Annotated in this window: 28 protein-coding genes; 15 read left to right on the top strand and 13 right to left on the bottom strand. The window is 55.5% G+C overall.

Annotated elements, in window-relative coordinates; genetic code table 11:
* A partial coding sequence (locus AC0XWG_RS23055) for an ABC transporter permease subunit (protein ID WP_475681112.1) occupies positions 1 to 276 on the top strand: 276 nt, incomplete at its 5' end.
* A 1-nt stretch (position 277) separates the two neighbouring features.
* On the top strand, positions 278 to 1,189 hold the full coding sequence (gsiD, locus tag AC0XWG_RS23050; RefSeq protein WP_028019339.1) for a glutathione ABC transporter permease GsiD: 912 nt from the start codon (positions 278 to 280) through the stop codon (positions 1,187 to 1,189).
* Positions 1,190 to 1,252: 63 nt separating this feature from the next.
* Here the strand turns inward: gsiD and rimO are convergent, their stop codons facing one another.
* Entirely contained in the window at positions 1,253 to 2,578 is a 1,326-nt protein-coding gene (gene rimO / locus AC0XWG_RS23045) for a 30S ribosomal protein S12 methylthiotransferase RimO (protein WP_028019338.1), read from the bottom strand.
* Positions 2,579 to 2,794: 216 nt separating this feature from the next.
* Between rimO and bssR the strand changes: the two genes are divergently transcribed.
* Both bssR and AC0XWG_RS23035 read left to right on the top strand, forming a co-directional pair.
* On the top strand, positions 2,795 to 3,178 hold the full coding sequence (gene bssR / locus AC0XWG_RS23040) for a biofilm formation regulator BssR (protein WP_475681111.1): 384 nt from the start codon (positions 2,795 to 2,797) through the stop codon (positions 3,176 to 3,178).
* A gap of 106 nt (positions 3,179 to 3,284) precedes the next feature.
* Positions 3,285 to 4,403, top strand: coding sequence for a PQQ-dependent sugar dehydrogenase (locus AC0XWG_RS23035; RefSeq protein WP_475681110.1), 1,119 nt, complete (start codon positions 3,285 to 3,287; stop codon positions 4,401 to 4,403).
* Here the strand turns inward: AC0XWG_RS23035 and AC0XWG_RS23030 are convergent, their stop codons facing one another.
* Positions 4,404 to 5,030, bottom strand: coding sequence for a glutathione S-transferase family protein (locus AC0XWG_RS23030; protein ID WP_128347872.1), 627 nt, complete (start codon positions 5,028 to 5,030; stop codon positions 4,404 to 4,406).
* A gap of 241 nt (positions 5,031 to 5,271) precedes the next feature.
* Between AC0XWG_RS23030 and dacC the strand changes: the two genes are divergently transcribed.
* On the top strand, positions 5,272 to 6,477 hold the full coding sequence (gene dacC / locus AC0XWG_RS23025) for a serine-type D-Ala-D-Ala carboxypeptidase (RefSeq protein ID WP_128347873.1): 1,206 nt from the start codon (positions 5,272 to 5,274) through the stop codon (positions 6,475 to 6,477).
* Positions 6,478 to 6,516: 39 nt separating this feature from the next.
* On the opposite strand, the gene deoR is transcribed toward dacC, so the two are convergent.
* From deoR to AC0XWG_RS23010, 3 genes are all read right to left on the bottom strand, one after another.
* Positions 6,517 to 7,275 carry a DNA-binding transcriptional repressor DeoR gene (gene deoR / locus AC0XWG_RS23020; protein WP_028019333.1) on the bottom strand — a complete coding sequence of 253 codons (759 nt, stop codon included), beginning with the start codon at positions 7,273 to 7,275 and terminating at the stop codon, positions 6,517 to 6,519.
* Positions 7,276 to 7,343: 68 nt separating this feature from the next.
* Positions 7,344 to 7,952: an undecaprenyl-diphosphate phosphatase gene (gene ybjG, locus AC0XWG_RS23015; RefSeq protein ID WP_028019332.1), complete on the bottom strand. Its 609-nt coding sequence runs from the start codon at positions 7,950 to 7,952 to the stop codon at positions 7,344 to 7,346.
* A 7-nt stretch (positions 7,953 to 7,959) separates the two neighbouring features.
* The gene (locus AC0XWG_RS23010) at positions 7,960 to 8,688 is read right to left on the bottom strand and encodes a phosphatase PAP2 family protein (RefSeq protein WP_028019331.1); all 729 of its coding nucleotides are present in this window, start codon (positions 8,686 to 8,688) and stop codon (positions 7,960 to 7,962) included.
* A 168-nt stretch (positions 8,689 to 8,856) separates the two neighbouring features.
* Between AC0XWG_RS23010 and AC0XWG_RS23005 the strand changes: the two genes are divergently transcribed.
* Complete coding sequence (locus AC0XWG_RS23005; protein WP_028019330.1) at positions 8,857 to 10,089, top strand: MFS transporter; 1,233 nt, start codon at positions 8,857 to 8,859, stop codon at positions 10,087 to 10,089.
* A 60-nt stretch (positions 10,090 to 10,149) separates the two neighbouring features.
* On the opposite strand, the gene AC0XWG_RS23000 is transcribed toward AC0XWG_RS23005, so the two are convergent.
* Both AC0XWG_RS23000 and AC0XWG_RS22995 read right to left on the bottom strand, forming a co-directional pair.
* Positions 10,150 to 10,962, bottom strand: coding sequence for a Cof-type HAD-IIB family hydrolase (locus AC0XWG_RS23000; protein WP_128347874.1), 813 nt, complete (start codon positions 10,960 to 10,962; stop codon positions 10,150 to 10,152).
* Entirely contained in the window at positions 10,952 to 12,166 is a 1,215-nt protein-coding gene (locus AC0XWG_RS22995; protein ID WP_028019328.1) for an MFS transporter, read from the bottom strand. The genes AC0XWG_RS23000 and AC0XWG_RS22995 overlap by 11 nt, the downstream gene beginning before the upstream one ends.
* A gap of 81 nt (positions 12,167 to 12,247) precedes the next feature.
* Between AC0XWG_RS22995 and AC0XWG_RS22990 the strand changes: the two genes are divergently transcribed.
* Positions 12,248 to 12,799, top strand: a complete 552-nt coding sequence (locus tag AC0XWG_RS22990; protein ID WP_128347875.1) for a TetR/AcrR family transcriptional regulator — start codon at positions 12,248 to 12,250, stop codon at positions 12,797 to 12,799.
* Here AC0XWG_RS22990 and AC0XWG_RS22985 read toward each other — a convergent pair.
* The 5 genes from AC0XWG_RS22985 to AC0XWG_RS22965 all read right to left on the bottom strand — a co-directional run bounded on the left by AC0XWG_RS22985 (position 12,796) and on the right by AC0XWG_RS22965 (position 17,717).
* Positions 12,796 to 13,566: an SDR family NAD(P)-dependent oxidoreductase gene (locus AC0XWG_RS22985; RefSeq protein WP_128347876.1), complete on the bottom strand. Its 771-nt coding sequence runs from the start codon at positions 13,564 to 13,566 to the stop codon at positions 12,796 to 12,798. The two genes, AC0XWG_RS22990 and AC0XWG_RS22985, sit on opposite strands and share 4 nt — an antisense overlap.
* Before the next feature lie 118 nt (positions 13,567 to 13,684).
* Positions 13,685 to 14,116 (bottom strand): glutaredoxin-dependent arsenate reductase, encoded by a 432-nt coding sequence (gene arsC / locus AC0XWG_RS22980; protein WP_128347877.1) that lies wholly within the window; start codon positions 14,114 to 14,116, stop codon positions 13,685 to 13,687.
* Positions 14,117 to 14,128: 12 nt separating this feature from the next.
* A complete protein-coding gene (locus AC0XWG_RS22975; protein ID WP_475681109.1) occupies positions 14,129 to 15,418 on the bottom strand; it encodes an arsenic transporter in 1,290 nt (429 codons plus the stop codon).
* A gap of 40 nt (positions 15,419 to 15,458) precedes the next feature.
* The gene (locus tag AC0XWG_RS22970) at positions 15,459 to 15,779 is read right to left on the bottom strand and encodes a metalloregulator ArsR/SmtB family transcription factor (protein ID WP_128347879.1); all 321 of its coding nucleotides are present in this window, start codon (positions 15,777 to 15,779) and stop codon (positions 15,459 to 15,461) included.
* Positions 15,780 to 16,031: 252 nt separating this feature from the next.
* Positions 16,032 to 17,717 carry an aspartate:alanine antiporter gene (locus AC0XWG_RS22965; protein WP_028019315.1) on the bottom strand — a complete coding sequence of 562 codons (1,686 nt, stop codon included), beginning with the start codon at positions 17,715 to 17,717 and terminating at the stop codon, positions 16,032 to 16,034.
* A 273-nt stretch (positions 17,718 to 17,990) separates the two neighbouring features.
* Between AC0XWG_RS22965 and AC0XWG_RS22960 the strand changes: the two genes are divergently transcribed.
* On the top strand, positions 17,991 to 18,362 hold the full coding sequence (locus AC0XWG_RS22960) for an inner membrane protein YbjM (protein ID WP_257246866.1): 372 nt from the start codon (positions 17,991 to 17,993) through the stop codon (positions 18,360 to 18,362).
* Positions 18,363 to 18,392: 30 nt separating this feature from the next.
* On the opposite strand, the gene AC0XWG_RS22955 is transcribed toward AC0XWG_RS22960, so the two are convergent.
* Positions 18,393 to 18,662, bottom strand: coding sequence for a GrxA family glutaredoxin (locus AC0XWG_RS22955; protein WP_014883149.1), 270 nt, complete (start codon positions 18,660 to 18,662; stop codon positions 18,393 to 18,395).
* Positions 18,663 to 18,846: 184 nt separating this feature from the next.
* Here AC0XWG_RS22955 and nfsA point away from each other — a divergent pair, with 184 nt between their 5' ends.
* The 7 genes from nfsA (at position 18,847) to potI (ending at position 25,587) form a co-directional block, all read left to right on the top strand.
* Positions 18,847 to 19,569 carry a nitroreductase NfsA gene (gene nfsA, locus AC0XWG_RS22950; protein ID WP_108090380.1) on the top strand — a complete coding sequence of 241 codons (723 nt, stop codon included), beginning with the start codon at positions 18,847 to 18,849 and terminating at the stop codon, positions 19,567 to 19,569.
* A 69-nt stretch (positions 19,570 to 19,638) separates the two neighbouring features.
* The gene (gene rimK, locus AC0XWG_RS22945; RefSeq protein WP_108090379.1) at positions 19,639 to 20,541 is read left to right on the top strand and encodes a 30S ribosomal protein S6--L-glutamate ligase; all 903 of its coding nucleotides are present in this window, start codon (positions 19,639 to 19,641) and stop codon (positions 20,539 to 20,541) included.
* Positions 20,542 to 20,604: 63 nt separating this feature from the next.
* Positions 20,605 to 21,081, top strand: coding sequence for a YbjN domain-containing protein (locus AC0XWG_RS22940; RefSeq protein WP_014169308.1), 477 nt, complete (start codon positions 20,605 to 20,607; stop codon positions 21,079 to 21,081).
* Positions 21,082 to 21,432: 351 nt separating this feature from the next.
* Positions 21,433 to 22,545, top strand: coding sequence for a spermidine/putrescine ABC transporter substrate-binding protein PotF (potF, locus tag AC0XWG_RS22935; protein ID WP_028019311.1), 1,113 nt, complete (start codon positions 21,433 to 21,435; stop codon positions 22,543 to 22,545).
* A 102-nt stretch (positions 22,546 to 22,647) separates the two neighbouring features.
* On the top strand, positions 22,648 to 23,781 hold the full coding sequence (gene potG / locus AC0XWG_RS22930; RefSeq protein ID WP_050482952.1) for a putrescine ABC transporter ATP-binding subunit PotG: 1,134 nt from the start codon (positions 22,648 to 22,650) through the stop codon (positions 23,779 to 23,781).
* A gap of 10 nt (positions 23,782 to 23,791) precedes the next feature.
* On the top strand, positions 23,792 to 24,745 hold the full coding sequence (potH, locus tag AC0XWG_RS22925) for a putrescine ABC transporter permease PotH (RefSeq protein WP_128347881.1): 954 nt from the start codon (positions 23,792 to 23,794) through the stop codon (positions 24,743 to 24,745).
* Entirely contained in the window at positions 24,742 to 25,587 is an 846-nt protein-coding gene (gene potI, locus AC0XWG_RS22920; protein WP_023310934.1) for a putrescine ABC transporter permease PotI, read from the top strand. The genes potH and potI overlap by 4 nt, the downstream gene beginning before the upstream one ends.
* Positions 25,588 to 25,598: the final 11 nt, after the last annotated feature.

Below are 25,598 nucleotides of genomic sequence, written 5' to 3'. Positions count from 1 at the left end.
AAGTGGGTCGTTCTCAAGCACGGGTTTCGCAATGCGATGATCCCGGTGGTAACGATGATGGGGCTACAGTTTGGCTTCCTGTTGGGCGGCTCTATTGTGGTGGAAAAGGTCTTCAACTGGCCGGGGCTGGGGCGCCTTCTTGTCGATTCCGTCGAGATGCGCGACTACCCGGTGATTCAGGCGGAAGTCCTGCTTTTCTCGCTGGAGTTTATTCTTATCAACTTAGTGGTAGACGTGCTCTACGCCGCCATTAACCCGGCCATCAGGTATAAGTAAGATGCGATTGTTAAACTGGCGACGTCAGGCCGTTTTAAACGCTATGCCGGGGCTCAAACCGGAACATATCCGCACGCCGTGGTCCGAATTCTGGCGGCGCTTTCGCCGTCAGCCGGTTGCCATGACGGCGGGGTTATTTGTGCTACTGCTCATCATTCTGGCGATCGTTGCCCCGTGGATAGCGCCGTTTGATGCGGAAAATTATTTTGATTACGACCGGCTGAATGATGGTCCCTCCATGATGCACTGGTTTGGGGTGGATTCGCTGGGGCGCGATATTTTTAGTCGCGTGCTGGTAGGGGCGCAGATCTCGCTCGCCGCCGGGGTGTTCGCGGTGCTGATCGGCGCGGCCATTGGTACCGTGCTGGGTCTCGTTGCCGGGTATTACGAAGGCTGGTGGGACCGCATCATCATGCGTATCTGCGATGTGTTGTTTGCCTTCCCGGGTATTCTGCTGGCGATTGCGGTGGTTGCAATCATGGGCAGCGGCATGGCGAACGTGATCGTTGCGGTGGCAGTCTTTTCCATTCCGGCCTTTGCCCGTCTGGTGCGCGGCAACACGCTGGTGCTGAAACAGCAGACGTTTATCGAGTCGGCCCGCAGCATGGGGGCCAGCGACGCCACCATCCTGTTCAGCCATATTCTGCCGGGTACGGTGTCGTCCATCGTGGTCTATTTCACCATGCGTATTGGCGTGTCGATTATCTCGGCGGCCAGCCTGTCGTTTCTGGGATTAGGCGCGCAGCCTCCGACGCCGGAGTGGGGCGCAATGCTGAACGAGGCGAGGGCAGATATGGTGATTGCACCGCACGTGGCGATCTTCCCGAGTCTGGCGATTTTTCTGACCGTGCTGGCGTTTAACCTGCTGGGTGACGGGCTGCGCGACGCGCTGGATCCGAGGATTAAGGGATAGTGCAGTGAAATGTGCCGGGCGGCGGCTACGCCTTACCCGGCATACAAAAGCGGAGTGGGGAGATTAAACCCGGCTACCCCACAGGTCATACTCGTCCGCGTTTTCAACCTTCACGCGAATAATATCACCCGGCTTAACGCTGGTTTCACCGTTGAGGTACACCGCTCCGTCGATTTCAGGGGCATCCGCCATGCTGCGGCCAATCGCGCCTTCTTCATCAACTTCGTCGATGATGACCATGATCTCGCGACCCACTTTTTCCTGCAGACGCTCGGCAGAGATCTGCTGCTGCAGCTGCATGAAGCGGTTCCAGCGCTCCTCTTTCACCTCTTCCGGCACCTGGTCCGCCAGCTCGTTGGCGGTTGCGCCTTCTACCGGGCTGTACTTGAAGCAGCCAACGCGGTCCAGACGCGCTTCTTTCAGGAAGTCGAGCAGCATCTGGAAGTCTTCTTCGGTTTCACCCGGGAAGCCGACGATAAAGGTGGAACGCAGGGTCAGTTCCGGGCAGATTTCACGCCACTGCTTGATGCGTGCCAGCTGGCGATCAACCGAACCAGGACGTTTCATCAGCTTCAGAATACGCGGGCTGGCGTGCTGCAGCGGGATGTCCAGGTACGGCAGAATTTTGCCTTCCGCCATCAGCGGGATCACGTCGTCAACGTGCGGGTAAGGGTAGACGTAGTGCAGACGCGTCCAGATACCCAGTTTAGACAGCTGCTCGCACAGGCCGACCATGCTGGTTTTCACCGGTTCACCGTTGTGGAAACCGGAGCGGTGCTTAACGTCCACGCCGTAGGCCGAGGTATCCTGGGAGATGACCAGCAGCTCCTTCACGCCCGCGTCGGCCAGACGTTTCGCTTCCGCCAGCACTTCGCCAATTGGACGGCTCACCAGATCGCCACGCATGGACGGGATAATGCAGAAGGTGCAGCGGTGGTTGCAGCCTTCAGAAATTTTCAGGTACGCGTAGTGGCGTGGGGTCAGCTTCACACCCTGTTCTGGCACCAGGCTCAGGAACGGGTTGTGTTTTGGTTTTGGCACGTAATGATGAACATGTTCCAGCACCTGCTCGTAGCTGTGCGGGCCGGTGATCTCCAGCACTTTCGGGTGCACTTCGCGGATCTGATCCTCTTTCGCGCCCAGGCAGCCGGTCACAATCACTTTGCCGTTTTCAGTCAGGGCTTCACCGATGGCTTCCAGCGACTCCTGAACCGCGCTGTCGATAAACCCACAGGTGTTAACGATCACCATATCGGCGTTGTCGTAGCTTGGCACCACGTCATAGCCCTCGGTGCGCAGTTCGGTCAGGATACGTTCGGAATCCACCAGGTTTTTCGGGCAGCCCAGGGAGACAAAGCCGATTTTCGGCTGGTGCGTAACATTGCTCATAGGTTAAAAATTCATCAATTATGGAGTTATTAGGGCGGGATTTTACAGCGTATCGCGGGGGATTTATACACTCTTTGCAAGGTGGATGCGGTTGGCTGGTGTTGTAACATTGTAAATGATGTTAATCAGTTATGTTTTATTGATCTGAGGCATTAAATTGTACAAAAAATAACCTTACTCTGAATATGCAAAATGGCTGACAGAGGAGGAAAGAGAATGTCCGTTGACAGACTGAAATGCGATCTGCTGAACAAGCTGATCAACGCCCGAATCGACCTGGCCGCGTACCTGCAGTTGAGGAAGGCAAAAGGGTATATGTCAGTCAGCGAAAGCGAACATCTGCGTGATAATCTGTTTGAACTGTGTAATTTTATGCGTGAAAAAGCACCGACCCTGAAAGCGGAATACTGCGAAAGTGAGCTGATAGCGCTCCGTCGCGCCGCTGAGGTGCTCTCCATTGCAGGGGTGTGCCTGATGAACGGACGCCACGACTGCCCGAATTTTATCGCTGTTAACGCGGAGAAGCTTGAAAACTGCCTGACAACGCTCTCTCTTTGCATCATGTGTCTGAACGAGCACGACAAGCTCGAACAGTACTGAATCCGGGGGAGGCAACTCCCCCTTCTGATTAAGCTTTTGTAAAAGTGATAACGTGCCCGGGCGTTATGGCTAACCTTTAAGCCATATGCCGTTAAAGGAGCGCGTTATGCCTCGATCCTCGCTGATTTTCCTGCCTGCGTTGTTATTTTCATTTTCTCTTCTTGCTGCACCGGTCGCGGTCAACGTCGAGGTGTTACAAAACAGACTCGATCATCCCTGGTCTCTGGCGTTTCTGCCGGATAATAAAGGGCTGCTGGTGACCCTCAGGGGAGGTCAACTCAAACACTGGCAGGCCGGGAGCGGGCTTTCCGCTCCGATTGTCGGCGTGCCAAAGGTGTGGGCGAACGGTCAGGGAGGATTGCTGGACGTGGTCCTCGCCCCGGATTTTGAAAAATCGCGCCGCATCTGGCTGAGCTTCGCCGAAGCAGGGAGTGACGGCAAAGCCGGAACGGCGGTGGGCTATGGCCGATTGAGCGACGATCTGACGCGCATTGAAGCCTTCCAGGTGGTGTTCCGCCAGATGCCGAAACTCTCTACCGGGAACCATTTTGGTGGACGACTGGTGTTCGATGGTAAAGGCTATCTCTTTATTGGGCTCGGTGAGAACAACCAGCGACCGACGGCGCAGGAACTGGATAAACTGCAGGGCAAAGTGGTGCGCCTGACGGAAGAGGGCAAAGTGCCTGCGGATAACCCGTTCATGAACACCTCTGGCGCGCGGCCTGAAATCTGGTCCTACGGCATTCGTAACCCGCAGGGGATGGCGATGAATCCCTGGAGCGACACGCTGTGGCTTAACGAGCATGGTCCGCGCGGCGGAGATGAAATCAATATCCCGGAGAGAGGAAAAAACTACGGCTGGCCACTGGCAACGCACGGCATTAATTACAGCGGGTTGAAAATTCCGGAAGCCAAAGGTGAGCACGTTGAGGGAACCGAAAAACCGCTGTTTGTCTGGAAAGTTTCGCCCGCCGTGAGCGGTATGGCGTTCTACAACAGCGACGTCTTTCCGCAGTGGAAAAACAAACTGTTTATCGGCGCACTGAAGGAAAAGGACGTTATTGTGCTGAGCGTGAGCGGCAATAAAGTGACTGAAGACGGGCGGATTTTGGGCGACCGGGAGCAGCGTATCCGTGATGTGAGGGTGGGACCGGATGGGTATCTGTATGTCCTGACCGATGAGACGGACGGGCAACTGCTGAGAGTCAGCCCGTCCGGAACGTAATCAGGTTACCGGGATCATCACAACGTTACGGTATGCCGGACGATCGCTAAGCTGCTTTAACCAGCGCTCGAGGTGAGGGCGCGGCGTCCACTTCAGGCCCATGTTGGTCAGGTTCCAGACGAACGGCGCGACGGCGATATCGCCTGTACCAAATACGTCACCGGAGAACCATTTGTGCTTCGCCAGTTCGTCATCCATCATGGCAAACAGGTTTTCACAGGCATCCTGTGCGGCATGGATGGCAGGGTAGTCACGTTCGGCTTCTGGTGTTCTGATCAGTCCCATCAGGATCACGCGATGGGTTGGCGAAAGCGTCTGATTCGCCCAGTCCATCCACTTTTCACCCTGAGCACGACGAGCCGGATTTTCTACCCACAGGCGACCCTGGCCGTACTGAGCCGCAAGGTAACGCACAATCGTGTTGGACTCCCAAAGCGTTGCGTCTGTTTCATCATCGCGCAGCAGCGGCACCAGGCCGTTCGGGTTCATGGCCAGATAGTCGGCCTCTTTGTTCACACCAAACGATAACCCAGCCATGATTTGATTGAACGGTAAATCAAGCTCCTCCAGTGTCCAGAGCACTTTCTTAACGTTGGTCGAATTGTTCCTGCCCCACAGCGTAATCATATTTACTCCCGATGAGATGTGAATCCGAGTCAGCTTTTTGCCATGGTGAGATAAACCTAACAATTACGCAACAGAAGACAAAAAAATCGCCTTAATCAAAGCGTATCTGAATGTTATTGCATAAACTTTAATAACTTTACCCTCGTTGGGTTTCTTTAACGGTTTTAGTGCGCTATTACTCATCGCTTCTTGCGACACGGTGATGTGACGTAATTTTTGAATGGACACTCGGGTGGCATTTATGACGCGAAAAATGACTTCTCTGCGCAGCCTTGCGACAGGCTCTGCGCTCCTTTTCCTGTTTGCACCAACTCTTTACGCAGCTGAGCAGGCTGCGCCCGAAGCGCCGCCGGTGGACGCGCGCGCCTGGATCCTGATGGACTACTCCAGCGGCAAAGTGCTGGCGGAAGGCAATGCTGACGAGAAACTCGATCCAGCCAGTCTGACTAAAATAATGACCAGCTATGTGGTCGGCCAGGCGTTAAAAGCAGGCAAGATCAAGCTTGATGATATGGTTACCATCGGGAAGGACGCCTGGGCGACCGGCAACCCGGCGCTGAGGGGTTCATCAGTGATGTTCCTCAAACCAGGCGATCAGGTTTCCGTTTCTGATTTGAATAAAGGGGTGATTATCCAGTCCGGTAACGACGCCTGTATCGCGCTGGCGGATTATGTCGCCGGCAGTCAGGATTCATTTATCGGCCTGATGAATGGCTATGCGCAAAAGCTGGGCCTGACCAACACCACCTTTAAAACCGTTCACGGTCTTGATGCGCCGGGCCAGTTCAGCACCGCCCGTGATATGGCGCTGTTGGGTAAAGCGCTGATCCACGACGTGCCGGATGAATACGCTATCCACAAAGAGAAAGAGTTTACCTTCAATAAAATTCGTCAGCCGAACCGCAACCGCCTGCTGTGGAGCAGCAACGTCAACGTGGACGGGATGAAAACCGGTACCACGGCCGGGGCGGGATACAACCTTGTCGCTTCTGCAACCCAGGGCGACATGCGCCTGATTTCGGTGGTACTGGGCACCAAAACCGACCGTATCCGTTTTAACGAATCAGAAAAATTACTGACCTGGGGATTCCGCTTCTTTGAAACCGTGACGCCGATTAAACCGGATGCCACGTTCGTCAGTCAGCGCGTCTGGTTTGGTGACAAGAACGAAGTGAATCTGGGGGCCGGTGAGGCTGGGTCGGTGACCATTCCTCGCGGTCAGCTTAAAAACCTGAAAGCCAGCTATACCCTGACTGAACCGCAGCTCACCGCGCCGCTGAAAAAAGGCCAGGTGGTGGGGACGATTGATTTCCAGCTTAACGGCAAGTCGATTGAACAGCGTCCGCTGATTGTGATGGAGGCGGTCGAAGAGGGCGGCTTCTTCAGCCGGATGTGGGATTTTGTATTAATGAAATTCCATAGCTGGTTTGGCAGCTGGTTTAGCTAAGTTTTTTGCCGGGTGGCGCTGCGCTTACCCGGCACAACCTCAATACATCAACTTCACCTGCTGCGCCTTGGCATGGGAGACTATCTCATCATCCGGACGGCAATCGCTGACGATGGCATCGAACTGCGCCAGCTCTCCCATTCTTGCCGAGCGCACCTTGCCAAACTTGCTGTGGTCCACTACCAGCACATGATACTGCGCCGCGCTTAACGCCCAGTGTTTCACCGGTAACTCTTCCAGATTAAAGCAGGTCGCGCCCTGGCGGACATTGACGCCCGCTGCGGAGTAAAACGCGATATCCGGGCACAAATTGCTGAGCGTGTCCTGGAGATTAAGCGGTTTAAAAATGGCGTTGCTGGCGTGAAATTCACCGCCGCAGAGGATCACCCGACACTCGGGTTTCTCCTGAAGTGCCAGAAAGGTGTTCAGCGAATAACACACGGCAGTGAAAGGAATGCTGCTGTCGATGGCTTCGATTATCCACGGTGTCGTCGTGCCGCAGTCAAAAAACAGCGTCTGATGCGGCTGTACCAGCGAAGCCGCCAGCCGTGCGGCTTTACGTTTTTCTTCAACCAGGCGCGTTTTTTGATCGCTAATCAGGTAGTGGCTGGCACTGCGTGGCTCCAGCACAATATACCCACCCAGCAGCACGACGGGCGCGCTATCGCTGTTCAGGTCACGACGAATAGTCATCTCGGAGACGCCAAGCAGCGTGGCAGCCTCTTTCAGATGCAGCTTATCGCTGCGCTTCAGCGCCTGTAGCAGCTGAGCTATGCGGTCATCGCGTCGTGTTTCCATAGAACCTCGTCGTGGAAAAAGTGAACCCCCGCAGGGCGGGGGTTCAAGTGTAACCTGTTGAGCCAGGGTTAGTCACGCACCCAGCCTTTGCGGATCGGGATCGCAAAGAGGATACGATAGAGGTGGGAGATCCCGCGGTAGAGCGCCTGACCAAAGAGGCTCCACAGGATAGCTGCACTCACGCAACCCATCAGCCCCACCAGGAAACCGCCGACCATATCCAGCGGCCAGTGCACGCCCAGGTAAACACGAGACCAGGCGATAGCTGCCGCCACCACCATCAGCAGTGCACCAGACCACAGGCGATGCCAGAACAAGAATGCCAGTGCAAAGGTGAAAATCACCGTGCCGTGGTCGCTCGGGAAGGAGTCATCAGGTGCATGATGCAGGAAGGTATAGCCAGCGTGGGCAACAAAAGGACGATCGTGCGGGAACAGATGCCCCAGTGCAAAACTCATCAGTACGCTTACCGCAAGGGCCATCGCGACTTTGATAACCAGCTGACGCTGCGCGACGACCTGATTGCGTGGGCCCCATAACCAGAGGATCACGGCCAGCACAGGAACGATGCTGATCAGATCTTTGGCAAAAAAGGTGGCGATATCAATCATCCACTCCGGCGATGCCGGGGTAGCGTTAATCAGATAAAACAGCCCGTAGTTCAATTGCTCTAACATAATGTCGTTACTCTTTAGCAAACCGGGTGGAAACAAGGCCATAGACCACCACCTGGGAAAACCAAACCCACCACCCAGCCCACAGGTTGTGAGATAAGAAATGTGCGCCTCGCATCACCTGGCCATAACCCATCACCAGGCCTAACACCACGCCAAGTACGACAAAGGACCATGCCAGACGTGGACGCTCGCGCCAGAAGGCAAAAAACAGGCCCATGACCATAAAGCCACTGGACGCGTGACCGCCGGGGAAACAACGCCCGGGACCGCTGTCTGCAGGGACGGAACTGAACAGGGGATAAGAAATAGCCTTACCGCCATATTCCACCAGATCCCACGGGCAGCTGTGATGGCTTACGCTTTTCAGTACGCCAACCACCAGCGCGCCAAGTCCCATCAACAACGCAGCCGTAACCAGTCTTGCGTTACGCTTGTAAGCGCCGTAAAACAGCGCCACGGCACCTAAGGCGATGGCGATATACTTCGCCATGCGGTGGTTCAGCAGATCCAGCAGATGGTCTTTCTGCAGCGGGAAACTCTGTGTCGCCGCGTCGTACCAAAAGCCGGTCACCCATTTGTCGAGCGTTTCATCGCGGGATAACCACGTAAACAGCACGGCAAGGGCTATCAGGACCAGAAGCTGGTAACCATAAAAGCGGGCCGGTAAGCGGTAAAGTTGTTTTGTCTTATTTGTCTGTAAGTTAGATAATTCTGAACGGCTGGAAGTGAGTGCCATAATCTGGGGTCGTTGACGAATAATGGGGCTATCATAAATCTGTCAACTTAAGGAAACCTTAAACGAAGACGATATGTGCCTTATTTCTGTTTATCCTCGATAAATCACTATCTCGGGCTGGGGCATTTCATTACACTCGTCGCGATTTTGTCATTAAAAAGAGATTGCATGTTAAACCGTTCTTCTTCTGGAGCGCGTCTGGGTCGTCAGGCGTTGCTTTTTCCTCTGTGTCTGGTGCTCTACGAATTCTCTACCTATATCGGCAACGATATGATCCAGCCCGGTATGCTGGCCGTTGTGGAACAGTACAACGCGGGAATTGAGTGGGTGCCGACCTCCATGACCGCCTATCTGGCCGGCGGCATGTTTTTACAGTGGCTGTTAGGCCCGCTGTCGGATCGTATTGGCCGTCGTCCGGTGATGCTGACCGGCGTGGTGTGGTTTATCGTCACCTGTCTTGCCACGCTTCTGGCGCAAAATATTGAACAATTTACCCTGCTGCGTTTCCTGCAGGGGGTGAGCCTGTGCTTTATCGGCGCCGTGGGGTATGCCGCCATTCAGGAGTCGTTTGAAGAGGCGGTGTGTATCAAAATTACCGCCCTGATGGCGAACGTGGCGCTGATCGCCCCGTTGCTCGGCCCGCTGGTGGGGGCCGCGTGGGTGCACGTTGCGCCATGGGAAGGGATGTTTGTGCTCTTTGCGGTTCTCGCCGCCATTTCATTCTTTGGCCTGCACCGTGCGATGCCGGAAACAGCCACCCGCATCGGCGAGAAACTTTCGCTCAAAGAGCTAGGCCGGGATTACAAAGAAGTCCTGAAAAATGGACGATTTGTCGCGGGTGCGCTGGCTACGGGGTTCGTCAGTCTGCCGCTGCTGGCGTGGATTGCGCAGTCTCCGGTCATTATCATCAGCGGAGAAAAGCTCAGCAGCTACGAGTATGGCCTGCTGCAGGTGCCGATTTTCGGCGCGTTGATAATAGGTAACCTGGTGCTGGCACGTCTGACGTCACGCCGCACCGTGCGTTCGCTGATTATTATGGGCGGCTGGCCGATTGCTGCGGGGCTGATTGTCGCGGCGGTCGCGACCGTGGTGTCATCACATGCGTATCTTTGGATGACCGCAGGGTTAAGCATTTATGCGTTCGGGATTGGTGTGGCGAATGCCGGGCTGGTACGCCTGACGCTGTTTGCCAGCGAGATGAGTAAAGGTACGGTGTCCGCGGCGATGGGGATGTTGCAGATGCTAATTTTTACCGTCGGTATCGAAGTGAGCAAGCATGCTTACGCGATGGGCGGCAACGGACTGTTCAGCCTGTTTAACTTCGCCAACGGCGTGCTATGGGTTGGACTGATGGTGGTGTTCCTGAAAGACAAACGCGTCGGAAACGCCCTGCAGCCTTAACCTGTTTATTCCCTCTCCCTGTGGGAGAGGGTTAGGGTGAGGGCACCAGACCGCACGCGGTCAATTAAACGGTGCCTCCCCGTTCAACACCTTCTCAATCACGTTTAAAACCCCTTCCTCGTTATTATGCGGTGCTTCAAAACGCGCCACCGCTTTAATATGCGGTCCGGCATTCGCCATCGCAAAGCTGAACCCGGACTGGCGCAACATCTCCACGTCGTTGCCGCTGTCGCCGAAGGCCACCACTTCGCTATCGTCTATGCCCCAGCGTTTTTGCAGTATCCGCAGGCCGTTGGCTTTATGTACGCCTGGGATGATCAGGTCTATGCTGCCGTGCCCGGTCGTGACGGGCACCATGATGTCACTCAGTTTTTCATGCAGTAGCGCCTGAATACGCGGGATTTCATCGTCAGACACGTTAAGCCCGAACTTGAAGAAAACATCGTTCAGGTTGTCGAAATCACTCACCATTTCGAGACGGTGATAGTACTTCGCTGCGATCTCCTTAAAGCCCTCGTCATAGCATTTCAGCGTATACGCGCTACTTTTCCCGCAGGCGATGATCTCAATGCCCGGAACGTCATTTAAGACGTTTGCGACGGTCTCGAAATGGGCTTTCGACAGTTCACCGTTAAAGATATCTTCCCCTTCGCTCACGACCCAGCCGCCGTTTTCGGCGACAAATGCAATTTCATGGGCAATCTCCGGGAAAAAGGAGATCAGCTGGTAGTACTGGTTGCCGCTGGCGACGGCGAAGCGAATGCCTTGCGCCTTCATGCGCGCGTACTGGGCCAGAAAACGCGGGCGATTATAGGTCTTGGCATCGCTCAGAAAAGTACCATCCATGTCGACGGCGATCAGTTTAACGCTCATATCCCTTCTCCAGTGTCGTTTGATTCGTTTCCGGCTTTGCCACCGCGCGTGCCACCAGCGCTGCGATGATGACCAGTCCTAACACCACCAGCATGGCGCTGCGCAGCCCGTAGTGCTCGCCGAGGAAACCGAGCAGTGGCGGCCCGACCAGGAAAGCGAGGTAGCCAGTGGTCGCCACCACGCTGACGCGCGTTGGGGCATCCGGGCCGGTATCGCTGGCGGCCGAAATGGTCAGCGGGAAGCCGAGTGATGCACCCAGCCCCCAGAGGATGACCGACACGCCGGCAATCCAGTCCACATCCACAAAGATGATCATCGCAATTCCCAGCCCTCCGAGCAGAGCACTGGCGCGAACCACCGCCACGCGGCTGTAGCGATCGATAAACCAGCCGCCGGTAAAGCGCCCTACGGTCATCCCCAGCGTAAACCCGGCGTAGATCAGCGAGCCGGAGGTCGGGCTAAAGCCGTGGCCGTCCACCATCAGCAGCGGCAGCCAGTCGTTGGCGGAACCTTCTGCGAAAGCCATTGCCAGCACCACCACGCCGATCAGCATCAGTTGAATATCGCGGTAGAAAGGCAGCCCTTTTTCCGCAGAATGTTGTTCATCAGAGGAGTTCTTACCAGTGCCGTCAGGGATTGCCCGGATGCCGGTCAAAATCGGAATGATACAAACCAGTGCTGCCAGCAGGATATGCAGATTCGCAGTGACGCCAAAGGCCGTCAGCGCCATCCCCACGCCCGCACCGGCCAGCGTGCCAAGGCTGTAAAAGCCATGCATCATTGGCAGCACGGTTTTGTTCATCTCGCGCTCGACCGCCGCCCCTTCAACGTTTATCGCCACTTCCGCCGAGCCGAAGCTGCCGCCAAATATTGTCAGCCCCAGGGCAAACAGAACCGGTGAGGCAAACCATAGCGCAACGCTTAGTACCCCCATCCCGAACACGGCAAAGCACATGGTGGTGCGGATCACCGCCCGTGTACCAAAGCGCTTCACCAGCCACGCTGAGCAAAGAATGCCGCTCATAGAGCCTATCGACAGACCGAACAGCACAATACCCATCTCGGCAGTAGAAACGGACAAAATATCGCGAATGGCGGGGGTACGCGTGGCCCAGGAGGCCATCAGCAGGCCGGGAATGAAGAAGAACATAAACAGCGCCCACAGGCGTAGCTGCAGGGCTTTGCGGGGAGAGGTCAGCGTCATTGGGGTAGCACCAGAAGTACAACAATAGCGACAACACTAGCAAGTTTGTGTACATTTGTACACAAACCACGTGAGGAATTTATGAGCAGACCACCGAACGATCCGCATCGACGGGAGAAGATCCTGAAGGCAACGCTCGATACTATTGCCGAGCACGGGATTCACGCCGTCACGCACCGTAAAATCGCCAGCTGTGCAGGTGTGCCGCTAGGTTCGATGACCTACTATTTCGACGGTATGGAGCCGCTGCTGGAGGAAGCTTTCACGTGGTTTACCCGGCAGATGTCGCAACAGTACCGGGATTTCTTCGCGGGCGTCATCGGGCCGGAAATGGCGTGTGAATCCATCACCACGCTGATCCACAGCTCGCAGGTGACGACGCCGCACAACATGGCGCTGATGTATCAGCTCTACGCCTTTATGCACCGCAGCGCGGCGCTCAAAACGGTGATGCAGGACTGGATGAAGATGAGCCAGACCACGCTGGAGCAGTGGTTTGACCCGGTTACCACCCGTGCGCTGGATGCGTTTATTGAAGGGATGACGCTGCACTATGTCACCGACCGGGCACCATTAACCCGGGAGGAGATCCGGGTTATGGTGGGCAGAATTGCGGGCGAGGGCGGCTGCTAGGTTGCGCCCGCGGTCATATTGACGGTAGTTCCCGTGATGGCGCTTGCCGCATCTGAGGCCAGAAACGTAATCGTGTCTGCTACCTGTGCCAGCGTGGGCAGGTGATGTGTCAGGGTACTTTGCGCGGCACCACCGAGAAACTGCTCGACCGTAATTCCCATCTCCTGCGCCTTAGCGGCGAAAATGGCACCGACATACGAACCTGCCTGCACCGCGTCGGCAATCGCGTGCGAACGCACGCACACGACGCGAATATTTTTAACGCCCAGTTCTGCGGCAAGCGCCCGGGTAAACGCTTCTGTTCCCGCGCAGCCAACGATATGTCCCAGGTGCCCGGAGATCGCCATATTCGCGGCGGGCGCGACGACGGTAATCAGGGTTCCGCCATGTTCGCCGCCCATGCGGGGTGAAACAGCTTTGGCGATGTTAAAGTACGCGGTCAGGAAGGGATCAAAACCCTGCCTGAATTCGCTAAGGGCTAATGCGTCAAGGCGTTTTCCCTGATCGTGCATAAAGCCCGTGGCGTTGACGACAATATCAATGTGGGCAAACTCAGGAAGCTGCGCGAACTCATCCAGCGCATCGAAAATAAATGTGCTGGCAGACCCGCCTGCGTTGCGAATGCTGTTGGCAACGTGTTCCAGCCTGGTAGAGGTGCGTGCAGCGAGGTGCACTTCAGCCCCCTCACGCGCCAGAGCATGTGCCACAGCGCTGCCGATGGCGCCACTGCCGCCGAAGATGACCGCGATTTTGTTTTTAAAGCCCATATCCGCATACCCTCACCAGACTTAACCCTCAAAAGTATGTGCCGGGTTTCGGCTGATGCAACTCAGCCGGTAGGTGGGGTATGCCGCATGCAAGCCTTACTGCGCCATTATCAATGGGTTACTTTTGTGAGATTTTTTTCCCGCTGGCATCAACGACGGCTTCGCCATCCTCTTTCGTAAATGCCCCTTTTTGCGCGTCAGGCAGGATGTCGAGGACGACTTCAGAAGGGCGACACAGGCGAGTGCCCAGCGGCGTCACGACGATCGGACGGTTAATCAGGATCGGGTATTGCAGCATGAAGTCGAGCAGCTGTTCGTCGGTGAATTTATCTTCGGCCAGGCCGAGCTGTTCATAGGGCTCCACGTTTTTACGCAGCAGATCCCGAACAGAAATCCCCATATCGGCAATCAGAGTGGTCAACTTCTCGCGGGACGGTGGGGTTTCCAGATAGAGGATAATCTCTGGCTCCGTGCCGCTGTTGCGGATCATCTCCAGCGTGTTGCGCGAGGTACCGCAGGCGGGGTTGTGGTAAATGGTGATGTGGGTCATATCAGTGGCTCATTACAGTGTGAAGGAGAGACGTAGCGCCAGCGTGGCGAGCGTCACAAACAGGACCGGCAGCGTCATAATGATGCCCGTCCGGAAATAGTAGCCCCAGGTAATCGTCATGTTTTTCTGCGCCAGTACATGAAGCCAAAGCAGGGTCGCCAGGCTGCCGATAGGTGTGATTTTCGGCCCCAGATCGCAACCAATCACGTTGGCGTAAATCATCGCGTCCTTAATCAATCCTGTTGCCGTACTGCCATCAATGGAGAGCGCGCCTATCAGTACCGTGGGCATATTGTTCATTATGGATGACAGGAACGCAGTGATGAACCCGGTTCCCAGCGTGGTGGCCCACAGCCCGTGACCGGCCAGGCTATTCAGTACGCCTGTGAGATAGTCCGTCAGCCCGGCATTGCGCAGGCCGTACACCACCAGATACATCCCCAGCGAGAAGATGACGATCTGCCACGGTGCGCCGCGCAGCACTTTTCCGGTGTTTATCGCATGTCCGCGTTTTGCGACAGCGAATAAAATCAGCGCACCGACGGTCGCAATGGCGCTGACCGGAATACCGAGAGGTTCGAGCACAAAGAAGCCGACCAGAAGAAGGAGCAGGACGATCCAGCCCGTTCTGAACGTCGGGAGATCGGTAATAGCGCGCGCTGGCTCCCGAAGTTTCGACAGGTCATATTTCGGCGGAATTTCCTTGCGAAAGAACAGATGCAGCATCACCAGCGTGGCGGCAATCGCGGCGATATCTACCGGAATCATTACCGACGCGTATTCGCTGAACCCCAGCGTGAAGAAATCGGCTGACACAATGTTGACCAGGTTAGAGACAATCAGCGGCAGGCTGGCGGTATCGGCGATAAACCCTGCCGCCATCACAAACGCCAGCGTCGCCTGCTTGCTGAACCCCAGCGCCAGCAGCATCGCAATCACGATAGGTGTCAGGATCAGCGCCGCACCGTCATTGGCAAAGAGCGCCGCCACCGCCGCGCCCAGCAGCACGATATACGTAAATAGTAATCTCCCCCGGCCATTCCCCCAGCGGGCGACGTGCAGCGCAGCCCATTCGAAAAAGCCAGACTCATCCAGCAGCAGGCTGATGATAATGACGGCGATAAACGTGGCCGTCGCATTCCAGACAATATTCCAGACCACCGGAATATCGCTGACGAGGATCACTCCGCTGACCAGCGCCAGCACGGCACCAATGGTCGCGCTCCAGCCGATACTCAGTCCCCTTGGCTGCCAGATAACCAGTACCAGCGTAAACAGAAAAATTGCCCCTGCCAGAAACATTGCTTACTCCATCATATCTGTTTTTGTGAATGTGTATTGATTAGCACGAACCCGGAAGTCTGTTTTTCAGCTTCTCACGCGTCTCTTCCCGAAGGCAGTTCCAGCTGTTGTCGATAATGGTTGCCGCCCATGCAGGCATGTGGGGGGATAAACGGTAATGGATCCATTTCCCTTCCCGGCGATCGATAATCAGCCCGGACTCGCGGAGCAGCGCCATATGGCGGGATACTTTCGGCTGCGACTCGGTGGTCGCGGAGCAGAGATCGCAGACGCACAGCTCGCCCGCTTCGCGGAGCAGCATGATGATGGAGAGCCGCGTTTCGTCGGAGAGGGTTTTGAAGAGTTGGAGAGGGTGGAGCATGGTCAAACCTTCAGGTAGCTAATACATATTCGTTTAAGCATATATGTTTTGATTGCAGGAGAAAAGCGGAGATGGCAGGAAAGGGAATTTCAGGCAACAAAAAACCCATCAACCTTGAACCAAAACGGCGGGGTTGATGGGCTCCACAAATTGGGGACATCAAAGAAAAGCAGTGGCACTAGTTATGACTGCCCCCTGATCAAAAAGTTCTGCGCATAACGAAAATTTTTTCTTTATGCGCAAACTTAGGAGTTATCCGAGTCCAGGCCAGATGATAATGATCAGCGTACCTGCCAGCGTCAGCAGTACGTTAGCGATAGCGTAAGTGCCCGCATAGCCCAGCGCCGGGATGTTGCTGCGCGCGGTGTCACTGATAATTTCCATGGCTGGCGCACAGGTACGGGCACCCATCATGGCCCCGAAGAGCAGGGCGCGGTTCATGCGCAGCACGTAGGCACCGAACAGGAAACAGATGACAACCGGCACCAGGCTGACGATGAGTCCGGAAACCAACATTTGCCAGCCGACGGCACCGAGACTGTGGCCAATGCCGCTACCCGCGCTTAAGCCGACACCCGCCATAAAGACCATCAGGCCGAACTCTTTCACCATATTCAGCGCGCCCTGCGGAATGTAGCCGAAGGTCGGATGGTTCGCTCGCAGGAAGCCCAGCATGATCCCGGCGAACAGCAAACCGGCGGCGTTACCGATGCCGAAGCTAAAGTTGCTGAACTGGAAGGTGATCATCCCGATCATCAGGCCAACGATAAAGAAGGCGCAGAAGGCCAGCAGGTCGGTGACCTGGCTGTGAATGGAGATAAAGCCGATGCGGTCAGCAACGGTTTTCACGCGGCGGGCGTCACCGCTAACCTGCAAAACGTCACCTTTATTGAGTACGACGTTGTCGTCGATAGGCATCTCAATCTGGCTGCGGATCACGCGGTTGAGGAAGCAACCGTGGTCGGTCAGCTTCAGCTGCGCCAGACGACGGCCGACGGCGTTATGGTTTTTCACCACAATCTCTTCGGTGACGATACGCATGTCGAGCAGATCGCGGTCGAATACCTCTTTGCCGTTACGGAAGCTTGGGTCAAGACGGGCGTGAGCATCCGGGTAACCCACCAGTGCGATATCGTCACCCATCTGCAGCACTGCATCGCCGTCCGGGTTCGCCAGAATGCCGTTACGTCGAATGCGTTCGATATAGCAACCGGTCTGGCGGTAAATGCCCAGCTCGCGCAGGTTTTTCCCGTCTGCCCATGCCACAAGTTCTGGCCCGACGCGGTAGGCACGGATCACCGGGAGATAGACTTTACGTTTGGAATCGGTATCCAGGCCGCGCTCGCGGGCGATTTGCTGGGCGCTGGTCTGTAGATCCTGGTGTTGCAGTTTCGGCAGGTAGCGCGCGCCCACAATCAGGCTCACAAGACCGATCAGATAAGTCAGGGCATAGCCCAGGCTCAGGTGGTCGAGGGCGGTAGAGAGTTGTGCTCCAGCCATGCCGGAATGGCGCAGGGTATCACCTGCACCGACAAGCACTGGCGTAGAGGTCATCGAACCTGCCAGCATACCGGCCGTTAACCCGATATCCCAGCCAAACAGTTTACCCAGCCCTAACGCGATCAGCAGTGCACTGCCGACCATGACCAGCGCCAGCATCAGATAATTTTTGCCGTCGCGGAAGAAAATTGAAAAAAAGTTGGGACCCGCTTCCACACCAACACAAAAAATAAACAGCATAAAACCTAAGTTGAGCGCGTCCGTGTTAATGCTGAAATGCTGCTGACCTAATATTAATGATACGACTAAAACGCCAATGGAATTACCAAGTTGAACCGACCCCAGGCGCAATTTACCCAGGCAAAGGCCCAGCGCGAGTACAACAAATAATAACAGGATGTAATTCCCATTTAACAAGTCTGCGACGTTTATATTCACGGAGGCTAACTTCTTGTTTACCAGTAAGTTGTTGAATGAAAGGGCTTTTTGGGCTACTGTTTTCTGGGTCAGGGAAAGGCGTTAACGCTCCCTGTTTCCTGCTTTATTCCCTAAAACATTAGCTGGCGTGTAGTTTAATCGTATTAGCTACTGACAGCTACTGATTATCGCATCACCCTGTGCGTACTTTGGCAAGGATTGCCGCATTGCTTTATCTGACTGGGCGTCTACCCGACGAATGTGTATTTGATAGAGATAAGTCAGGAGGATTGTTTGAACATTAAACGAAACTGGGCGGGGGTGATCAGCTGCTTTTTGCTGTTCACGGTCGTGTGCATGTCGCTTGCTTTTAATGTGAAAGGGGCATTCAGGGCGTCGGGTCATCCGGAGCTGGGTTTACTCTTTTTCACTCTGCCGGGCGCGGCCGCCAGCTTTCTCTCCCGTAAAGGGGAGGTGGTGAAACCGCTATTGGGTGCAATGCTTGCAGCACCGCTGTGTCTGCTGCTGATGCGCTTGCTGTTTATTCCAGTGAGAAGTTTCTGGCAGGAGCTGGCGTGGTTGCTGAGCGGTGTGTTCTGGTGCGCCCTTGGCGCGTTGTGCTATCTGTTTGTGCGCAGTCTGATACACCGGCGGCACACCAAATAAAAACGCCCTCAAGGTGAGGGCGCTTGGGTATTACTGCTCAGCAAACAGGCCAAGATGCTCTTTGGCGTAAGCTTCAAAATCTGTGCAACCGCCGATGTGTTTCTGATCGAGGAAGATCTGCGGGACGGTTTCAACCGGCTTACCGACGGTTTTTTCCAGATCGGCTTTCGTGATGCCTTCCGCGTGAATATCAACGTAGCGGAAGTTGAAATCATCGCGCTCTGCGGTCAGTTTCTCAGCCAGCTCTTTCGCGCGCACACAGTAAGGGCACCCTGGACGACCAAAAATTACTGCAAACATTTCTCTCTCCTCAAAAAACAAGCCTGACGGCGAATAACATATATAGTGCCCGATAACCTGCCGCCATTAAAGAAGGTTTCGCCTGTCGCTTTGATACAGTCAGGCTATGTTTCGCCAATTACACTGTGACAATCATTGCCTATACTGGCTGCCATGCGAATTAAGCAAGACAAAGAGAGACAAAATGACGCCAACCATAGACCTGCTCACATCCCACCGTTCCATTCGCCATTTTACCGATGAGCCGATTACCGAGGCGCAGCGCGAAGCCATTATTAACAGCGCAAGGGCGACCTCCAGCTCCAGCTTCCTGCAGTGCAGCTCTATTATCCGCATTACCGATCCGGCCATGCGGGAACAACTGGTCACGCTTACGGGCGGACAGAAGCATGTGGCCCAGGCGGCGGAGTTCTGGGTGTTCTGCGCCGACTTTAACCGTCACCTGCAGATCTGCCCTGAGGCCGAGCTGGGGCTGGCAGAACAGCTGCTGCTGGGCGTGGTGGATACCGCGCTGATGGCGCAAAACGCCTTTACGGCGGCGGAATCGCTGGGGTTAGGCGGTGTCTACATCGGCGGCCTGCGTAATAACATCGAAAGCGTCACCGAACTGCTGAAGCTGCCAAAATACGTTCTGCCGCTGTTTGGCCTGTGCCTCGGATGGCCAGCGGATAACCCGGATCTGAAGCCGCGTATTCCTGCCGCCATGCTGGTGCATGAAAATCACTATCAACCTGTCGATCAGGATGTCCTGGCGCAATACGATGAAGAACTGGCGAACTACTATATGACGCGCGGCAGCAATAACCGCCGCGATACCTGGAGTGACCATATTCGTCGCACCATCATTAAAGAAAACCGCCCGTTTATTCTCGATTATCTGCATAAACAGGGCTGGGCGACGCGATAGTCCATTCCTCCTGCGCCTGCCTGCGTATATGATATGCAGGCTTTTTCCATGTCTTTAGAGAGGTGCAGGGTGAAAATTGCCATTTTGTCCCGGGATGGAACGCTCTATTCATGTAAACGTCTGCGAGAAGCGGCGGCGAAACGCGGACATCAGGTTGAGATCCTCGACCCAATGTCCTGCTATATGAACATTGATCCGGCCGCCTCGTCGATTCACTACAAAGGCCGCAAGCTGCCGCATTTTGATGCGGTGATCCCCCGCATCGGCTCCCAGATAACCTATTACGGCACCGCCGCGCTGCGCCAGTTTGAAATGCTGGGCAGCTATCCGCTCAATGAATCCGTCGCCATTTCCCGCGCCCGCGATAAGCTGCGCTCGTTACAGCTGCTCGCCCGGCAGGGGATCGATCTCCCCGTTACGGGGATTGCCCACTCACCGGACGACACCAGCGATCTCATCGATATGGTGGGCGGCGCACCTTTGGTGATCAAGCTGGTGGAAGGCACGCAGGGCATTGGTGTGGTGCTGGCGGAAACACGCCAGGCGGCAGAAAGCGTCATTGATGCTTTCCGGGGGCTGAATGCCCACATCCTGGTGCAGGAGTACATCGAAGAGGCCAAAGGGCGCGACATTCGTTGCTTCGTGGTGGGGAACGAGGTGGTGGCGGCCATAGAGCGCCAGGCAAAAGAGGGCGACTTCCGCTCCAACCTGCACCGTGGCGGCGTTGCGCGGGTGGCGGCTATCAGCGAGCGTGAGCGGGAAATTGCGGTGAAAGCCGCGCAAACCCTGGGGCTGGACGTGGCAGGCGTAGACCTTCTGCGGGCAACGCGTGGACCGCTGGTCATGGAAGTGAATGCCTCGCCGGGGCTGGAAGGCGTGGAAAAAACCACAGGGGTCGATATTGCGGGTAAAATGATCGCATGGATCGAGCGTCATGCGACGCCCGGCTACTGTCTGAAAACGGGCGGTTAAATGGAATTGAACCCACTTTTTGCGTAATCTATGCGAAGTATTTATTAAAGAGGCTGCACAGCGATGGATTTACAGGTCGTTCCAACACTGGATACGTTACGTCAATGGCTTGATGATGCCGGGATTACGTTCTTCGAATGCGATTCCTGCCAGGCGCTGCATCTGCCTCATATGCAGAATTTCGATGGCATTTTTGATGCCAAAATCGATCTCATTAACGACGTGATTCTTTTCTCTGCGCTGGCTGAAGTGAAGCCGTCTGCGCTGCTGGCGCTGGCCTCCGACCTGTCGGCCATCAATGCCAGTTCTTTGACCGTGAAGGCATTTCTCGACATACAGGATGATAATCTGCCAAAACTGGTCGTTTGCCAGTCTTTATTCTCCGGTGCCGGGCTGTCGTTCAAGCAGTTCTCCTGGTTTATGCGCTTGAGTGAAGAGCAAATTTCGATGGTCATGATGGAAGCCAACGCGCATCATCTGCTGTATAGCGCGGAAGATGATGCAGAGAATAATGATGCATCTCCCAATTTTCTTCACTAAGCCTGTCTGACTTTTGCGCAGTCGCTGCCATAGCGGCTGCAGAAGGCCATTTTTTCTGCTGCTTTTAACCTTTCTTTAAAGAATTTTTCACCTCCCTCAAGGCCGTTTCGGCTTATCACGTAGACATAACCTGCATAAAAAATTGATAAAAGGCGTTTTTTCGTCTGGGCTATAGCCGGAGACACGGGCTACAGTTATTCTTGCGATGCTTAAAAAAGCGAGCGGAAGCTGCCGGGTAAAGAGGTTTCTTTTTATTTTAGGCAGAGCGACAAACTATGCATGATTATTGCATATCTTCAGATTGCACAGTTTTAGTTCGTTTGTTAACGAGCTTTCAGAAGGAATAAAGATATGATCGCCTTGAATAAAAAATGGTTATCGGGTCTGGTTGCGGGTGCTCTGATGGCCGTCTCTGCCGGCACGCTCGCTGCGGAACAAAAAACGCTGCACGTTTACAACTGGTCTGATTATATTGCGCCGGACACGGTCGCCAATTTTGAAAAAGAGACCGGGATTAAAGTGGTCTACGACGTTTTCGATTCCAACGAAGTGCTGGAAGGAAAACTGATGGCGGGCAGCACCGGGTTTGATCTCGTGGTGCCTTCCGCAAGCTTCCTGGAGCGTCAACTGACGGCAGGCGTCTTCCAGCCGCTGGATAAGAGCAAGTTACCAAACTGGAAAAACCTTGACCCGGACGTGCTTAAGCTGGTTGCGAAGCACGACCCTGATAATAAATACGCCATGCCTTATCTGTGGGCGACTACCGGTATCGGCTACAACGTCGATAAAGTCAAAGCGGTGCTGGGCCCGGACGTCAAGCTGGACAGCTGGGACGTGGTGCTGAAGCCGGAAAATCTTGAGAAGCTGAAAAGCTGCGGCGTCTCCTTCCTCGATGCGCCGGAAGAGATTTTCGCCACCGTGCTGAACTATCTGGGCAAAGATCCGAACAGCAACAAGGCTGACGACTACACCGGCCCGGCGACCGATCTGCTGCTGAAGCTGCGTCCAAACATTCGCTACTTCCACTCGTCCCAGTACATCAACGACCTGGCAAACGGCGACATCTGCGTCGCGATTGGCTGGGCGGGCGATGTGTGGCAGGCGGCGAACCGCGCGAAAGAAGCGAAAAACGGCGTGAACGTTTCCTATTTCATTCCGAAAGAAGGGGCGCTGGCGTTCTTTGACGTCTTCGCGATGCCTGCCGATGCGAAAAACAAAGATGAAGCCTATCAGTTCCTCAATTACCTGATGCGTCCTGACGTCATCGCCCATATCAGTGACCACGTCTACTACGCGAACGGTAACAAGGCTTCCGTGCCGCTGGTCAGTGAAGAGATCCGCAATAACCCGGCTATCTATCCGCCTGCGGATGTGTTCGCCAAGCTGTTCACCCTGAAAGTTCAGGATCCAAAAATTGACCGCGTACGTACCCGAGCGTGGACCAAGGTGAAAAGCGGTAAGTAATTACCCGTGAGTTGTAGGCCGGGCAAGCGCAGCGCCCCCGGCAACAGGCGCACCGTTATGGTGCGCCTGCACCATGATTTGATTTCTGCCGGAGAGCACCCCGTGAATGACGCGATCCCCCGCCCGCAGGCGAAAGTCCGTAAAGCGCTGACCCCGCTTCTTGAAATTCGTAACCTCACCAAATCTTTCGATGGCCAGCATGCCGTGGACGACGTCAATTTGACGATCTACAAAGGTGAAATTTTTGCCCTCCTGGGAGCATCAGGCTGCGGTAAGTCGACCCTGCTGCGTATGCTGGCCGGTTTTGAACAGCCCACTGCCGGGCAGATTGTGCTGGATGGCGTGGATCTCTCCAGCGTGCCGCCGTATCAGCGCCCGATTAACATGATGTTCCAGTCCTACGCGCTGTTTCCGCACATGACGGTGGAGCAGAACATCGCCTTTGGTCTGAAGCAGGACAAACTGCCGAAAGCCGAAATTACCGCGCGTGTGGCCGAGATGCTGAGCCTGGTTCACATGCAGGAGTTCGCGAAGCGTAAACCGCACCAGCTCTCTGGCGGTCAGCGTCAGCGTGTCGCCCTGGCCCGCAGTCTGGCAAAACGTCCAAAACTGTTGCTGCTCGACGAGCCGATGGGGGCGCTGGATAAAAAACTGCGCGACCGTATGCAGCTCGAAGTGGTGGATATCCTCGAACGTGTGGGGGTGACCTGCGTGATGGTGACTCACGACCAGGAAGAGGCAATGACCATGGCCGGGCGTATCGCCATCATGAACCGTGGGAAGTTCGTGCAGATTGGCGAACCGGAAGAGATTTATGAGCACCCGACTACCCGCTACAGCGCGGAGTTCATTGGCTCGGTCAACGTCTTCGAAGGGCTGCTGAAAGACCGCCAGGAAGATGGCCTTGTCATTGAATCACCGGGGCTGCAACATCCGCTTAAGGTCGATCCGGATAACTCGGTGGTGGATAACGTGCCGGTCTACGTCGCGCTGCGCCCGGAGAAAATCATGCTCTGTGAGGATCCCCCTGCCGATGGCTATAACTTTGCCGTGGGTGAAGTGGTGCATATTGCCTACCTTGGCGATCTTTCCATCTACCATGTGCGCCTGAAAAGCGGACAGATGCTCAGCGCTCAGTTGCAGAACGAACATCGCTATCGCAAGGGGCAGCCGACCTGGGGTGACGAAGTGCGCCTGTGCTGGGATGCTGACAGTTGCGTTGTGCTGACGGTATAAGGAGCGGCCCATGAGTACACTAGAACCTCCAGCCCGCGCAGAAAAAACGGGTGGTTTTGCGAACTGGCTGGCGCGCATGCAGATGAACCACGGCCGCAAGCTGGTGATCGCCATGCCATACGTGTGGCTGATCCTGCTGTTCATGCTGCCGTTCCTGATTGTTTTCAAGATAAGCCTCGCAGAAATGGCGCGGGCGATCCCGCCTTATACCAACCTGCTGGACTGGGCCGACGGGCAGCTCACGCTGACGCTTAATCTCGGCAACTTCCTGCAGCTGACGGACGATCCGCTCTATTTCGAAGCGTATTTACAGTCGTTACAGGTGGCGGCGATTTCGACGATCTGCTGTCTGGTGATGGGCTACCCGCTGGCGTGGGCCGTGGCGCACAGTAAGCCGTCGACGCGTAACATTTTGCTGTTGCTGGTGATCCTGCCGTCGTGGACCTCGTTCCTGATCCGCGTTTACGCCTGGATGGGGATCCTGAAAAACAACGGTGTACTGAATAACTTCCTGATGTGGCTCGGAGTTATCGATCAGCCGCTGACGATCCTGCACACCAACCTCGCGGTCTACATCGGCATTGTTTACGCCTATCTGCCGTTTATGGTGCTGCCGATTTATACGGCGCTGACGCGTATTGATTACTCGCTGGTGGAAGCGTCGCTCGATCTCGGTGCGCGCCCGTTGAAGACCTTCTTCAGTGTGATCGTCCCGCTGACCAAAGGCGGGATTATTGCCGGGTCGATGCTGGTCTTTATTCCGGCGGTGGGGGAGTTTGTGATCCCGGAACTGCTCGGCGGGCCGGACAGCATCATGATTGGTCGCGTGTTGTGGCAAGAGTTCTTTAATAACCGCGACTGGCCGGTGGCGTCTGCGGTGGCAATAGTGATGTTACTCCTGCTGATCGTGCCGATCATGTGGTTCCACAAGCATCAGCAGAAACAGATGGGAGACCACGGATGAACAACTTACCGGTAGTGCGCTCCCCGTGGCGAATTGCGATCCTGGTGATTGGCTTTACCTTCCTGTATGCGCCGATGCTGATGCTGGTGATCTACTCCTTCAACAGCTCAAAACTGGTGACGGTCTGGGCTGGCTGGTCGACGCGCTGGTACAGCGAGTTGTTCCACGATGATGCGATGATGAGCGCGGTGGGGCTGAGCCTGACGATTGCTGCGCTGGCCGCAACCATGGCGTCGGTGCTGGGTACCATCGCTGCACTGGTGATGGTGCGCTTCGGGCGTTTTCGCGGTTCGAACGGCTTTGCTTTTATGATCACCGCCCCGCTGGTTATGCCGGACGTGATCACCGGTCTGGCGTTGCTGCTGCTGTTCGTGGCGCTGGCGCATGCCATCGGCTGGCCGGCGGATCGCGGGATGCTCACCATCTGGCTGGCACACGTCACTTTCTGTACCGCATACGTGGCGGTGGTGATCTCCTCGCGTCTGCGCGAGCTGGATCGCTCCATTGAAGAGGCGGCGATGGATCTTGGTGCGACGCCGCTGAAGGTCTTTTTCATCATCACCCTGCCGATGATTATGCCAGCGGTGATCTCGGGCTGGCTGCTGGCGTTTACCCTGTCGCTCGACGATCTGGTTATCGCCAGCTTTGTTTCTGGCCCGGGGGCGACGACGCTGCCGATGCTGGTCTTCTCCAGCGTGCGCATGGGGGTGAACCCGGAAATCAACGCCCTGGCCTCGATTATTCTTGGCGTGGTCGGAATTGTCGGATTTATCGCCTGGTATTTGATGGCGCGCGCGGAAAAACAGCGTGTGCGTGATATCCAGCGTGCAAGACGCGGCTGAAGGATTTAAAA

The sequence above is a fragment of the Enterobacter sp. DVT3837 genome, assembly GCF_056238685.1.
Note: the sequence above shows the minus strand (reverse complement) of the source record. Positions and strands in the feature narration are given on the sequence as shown.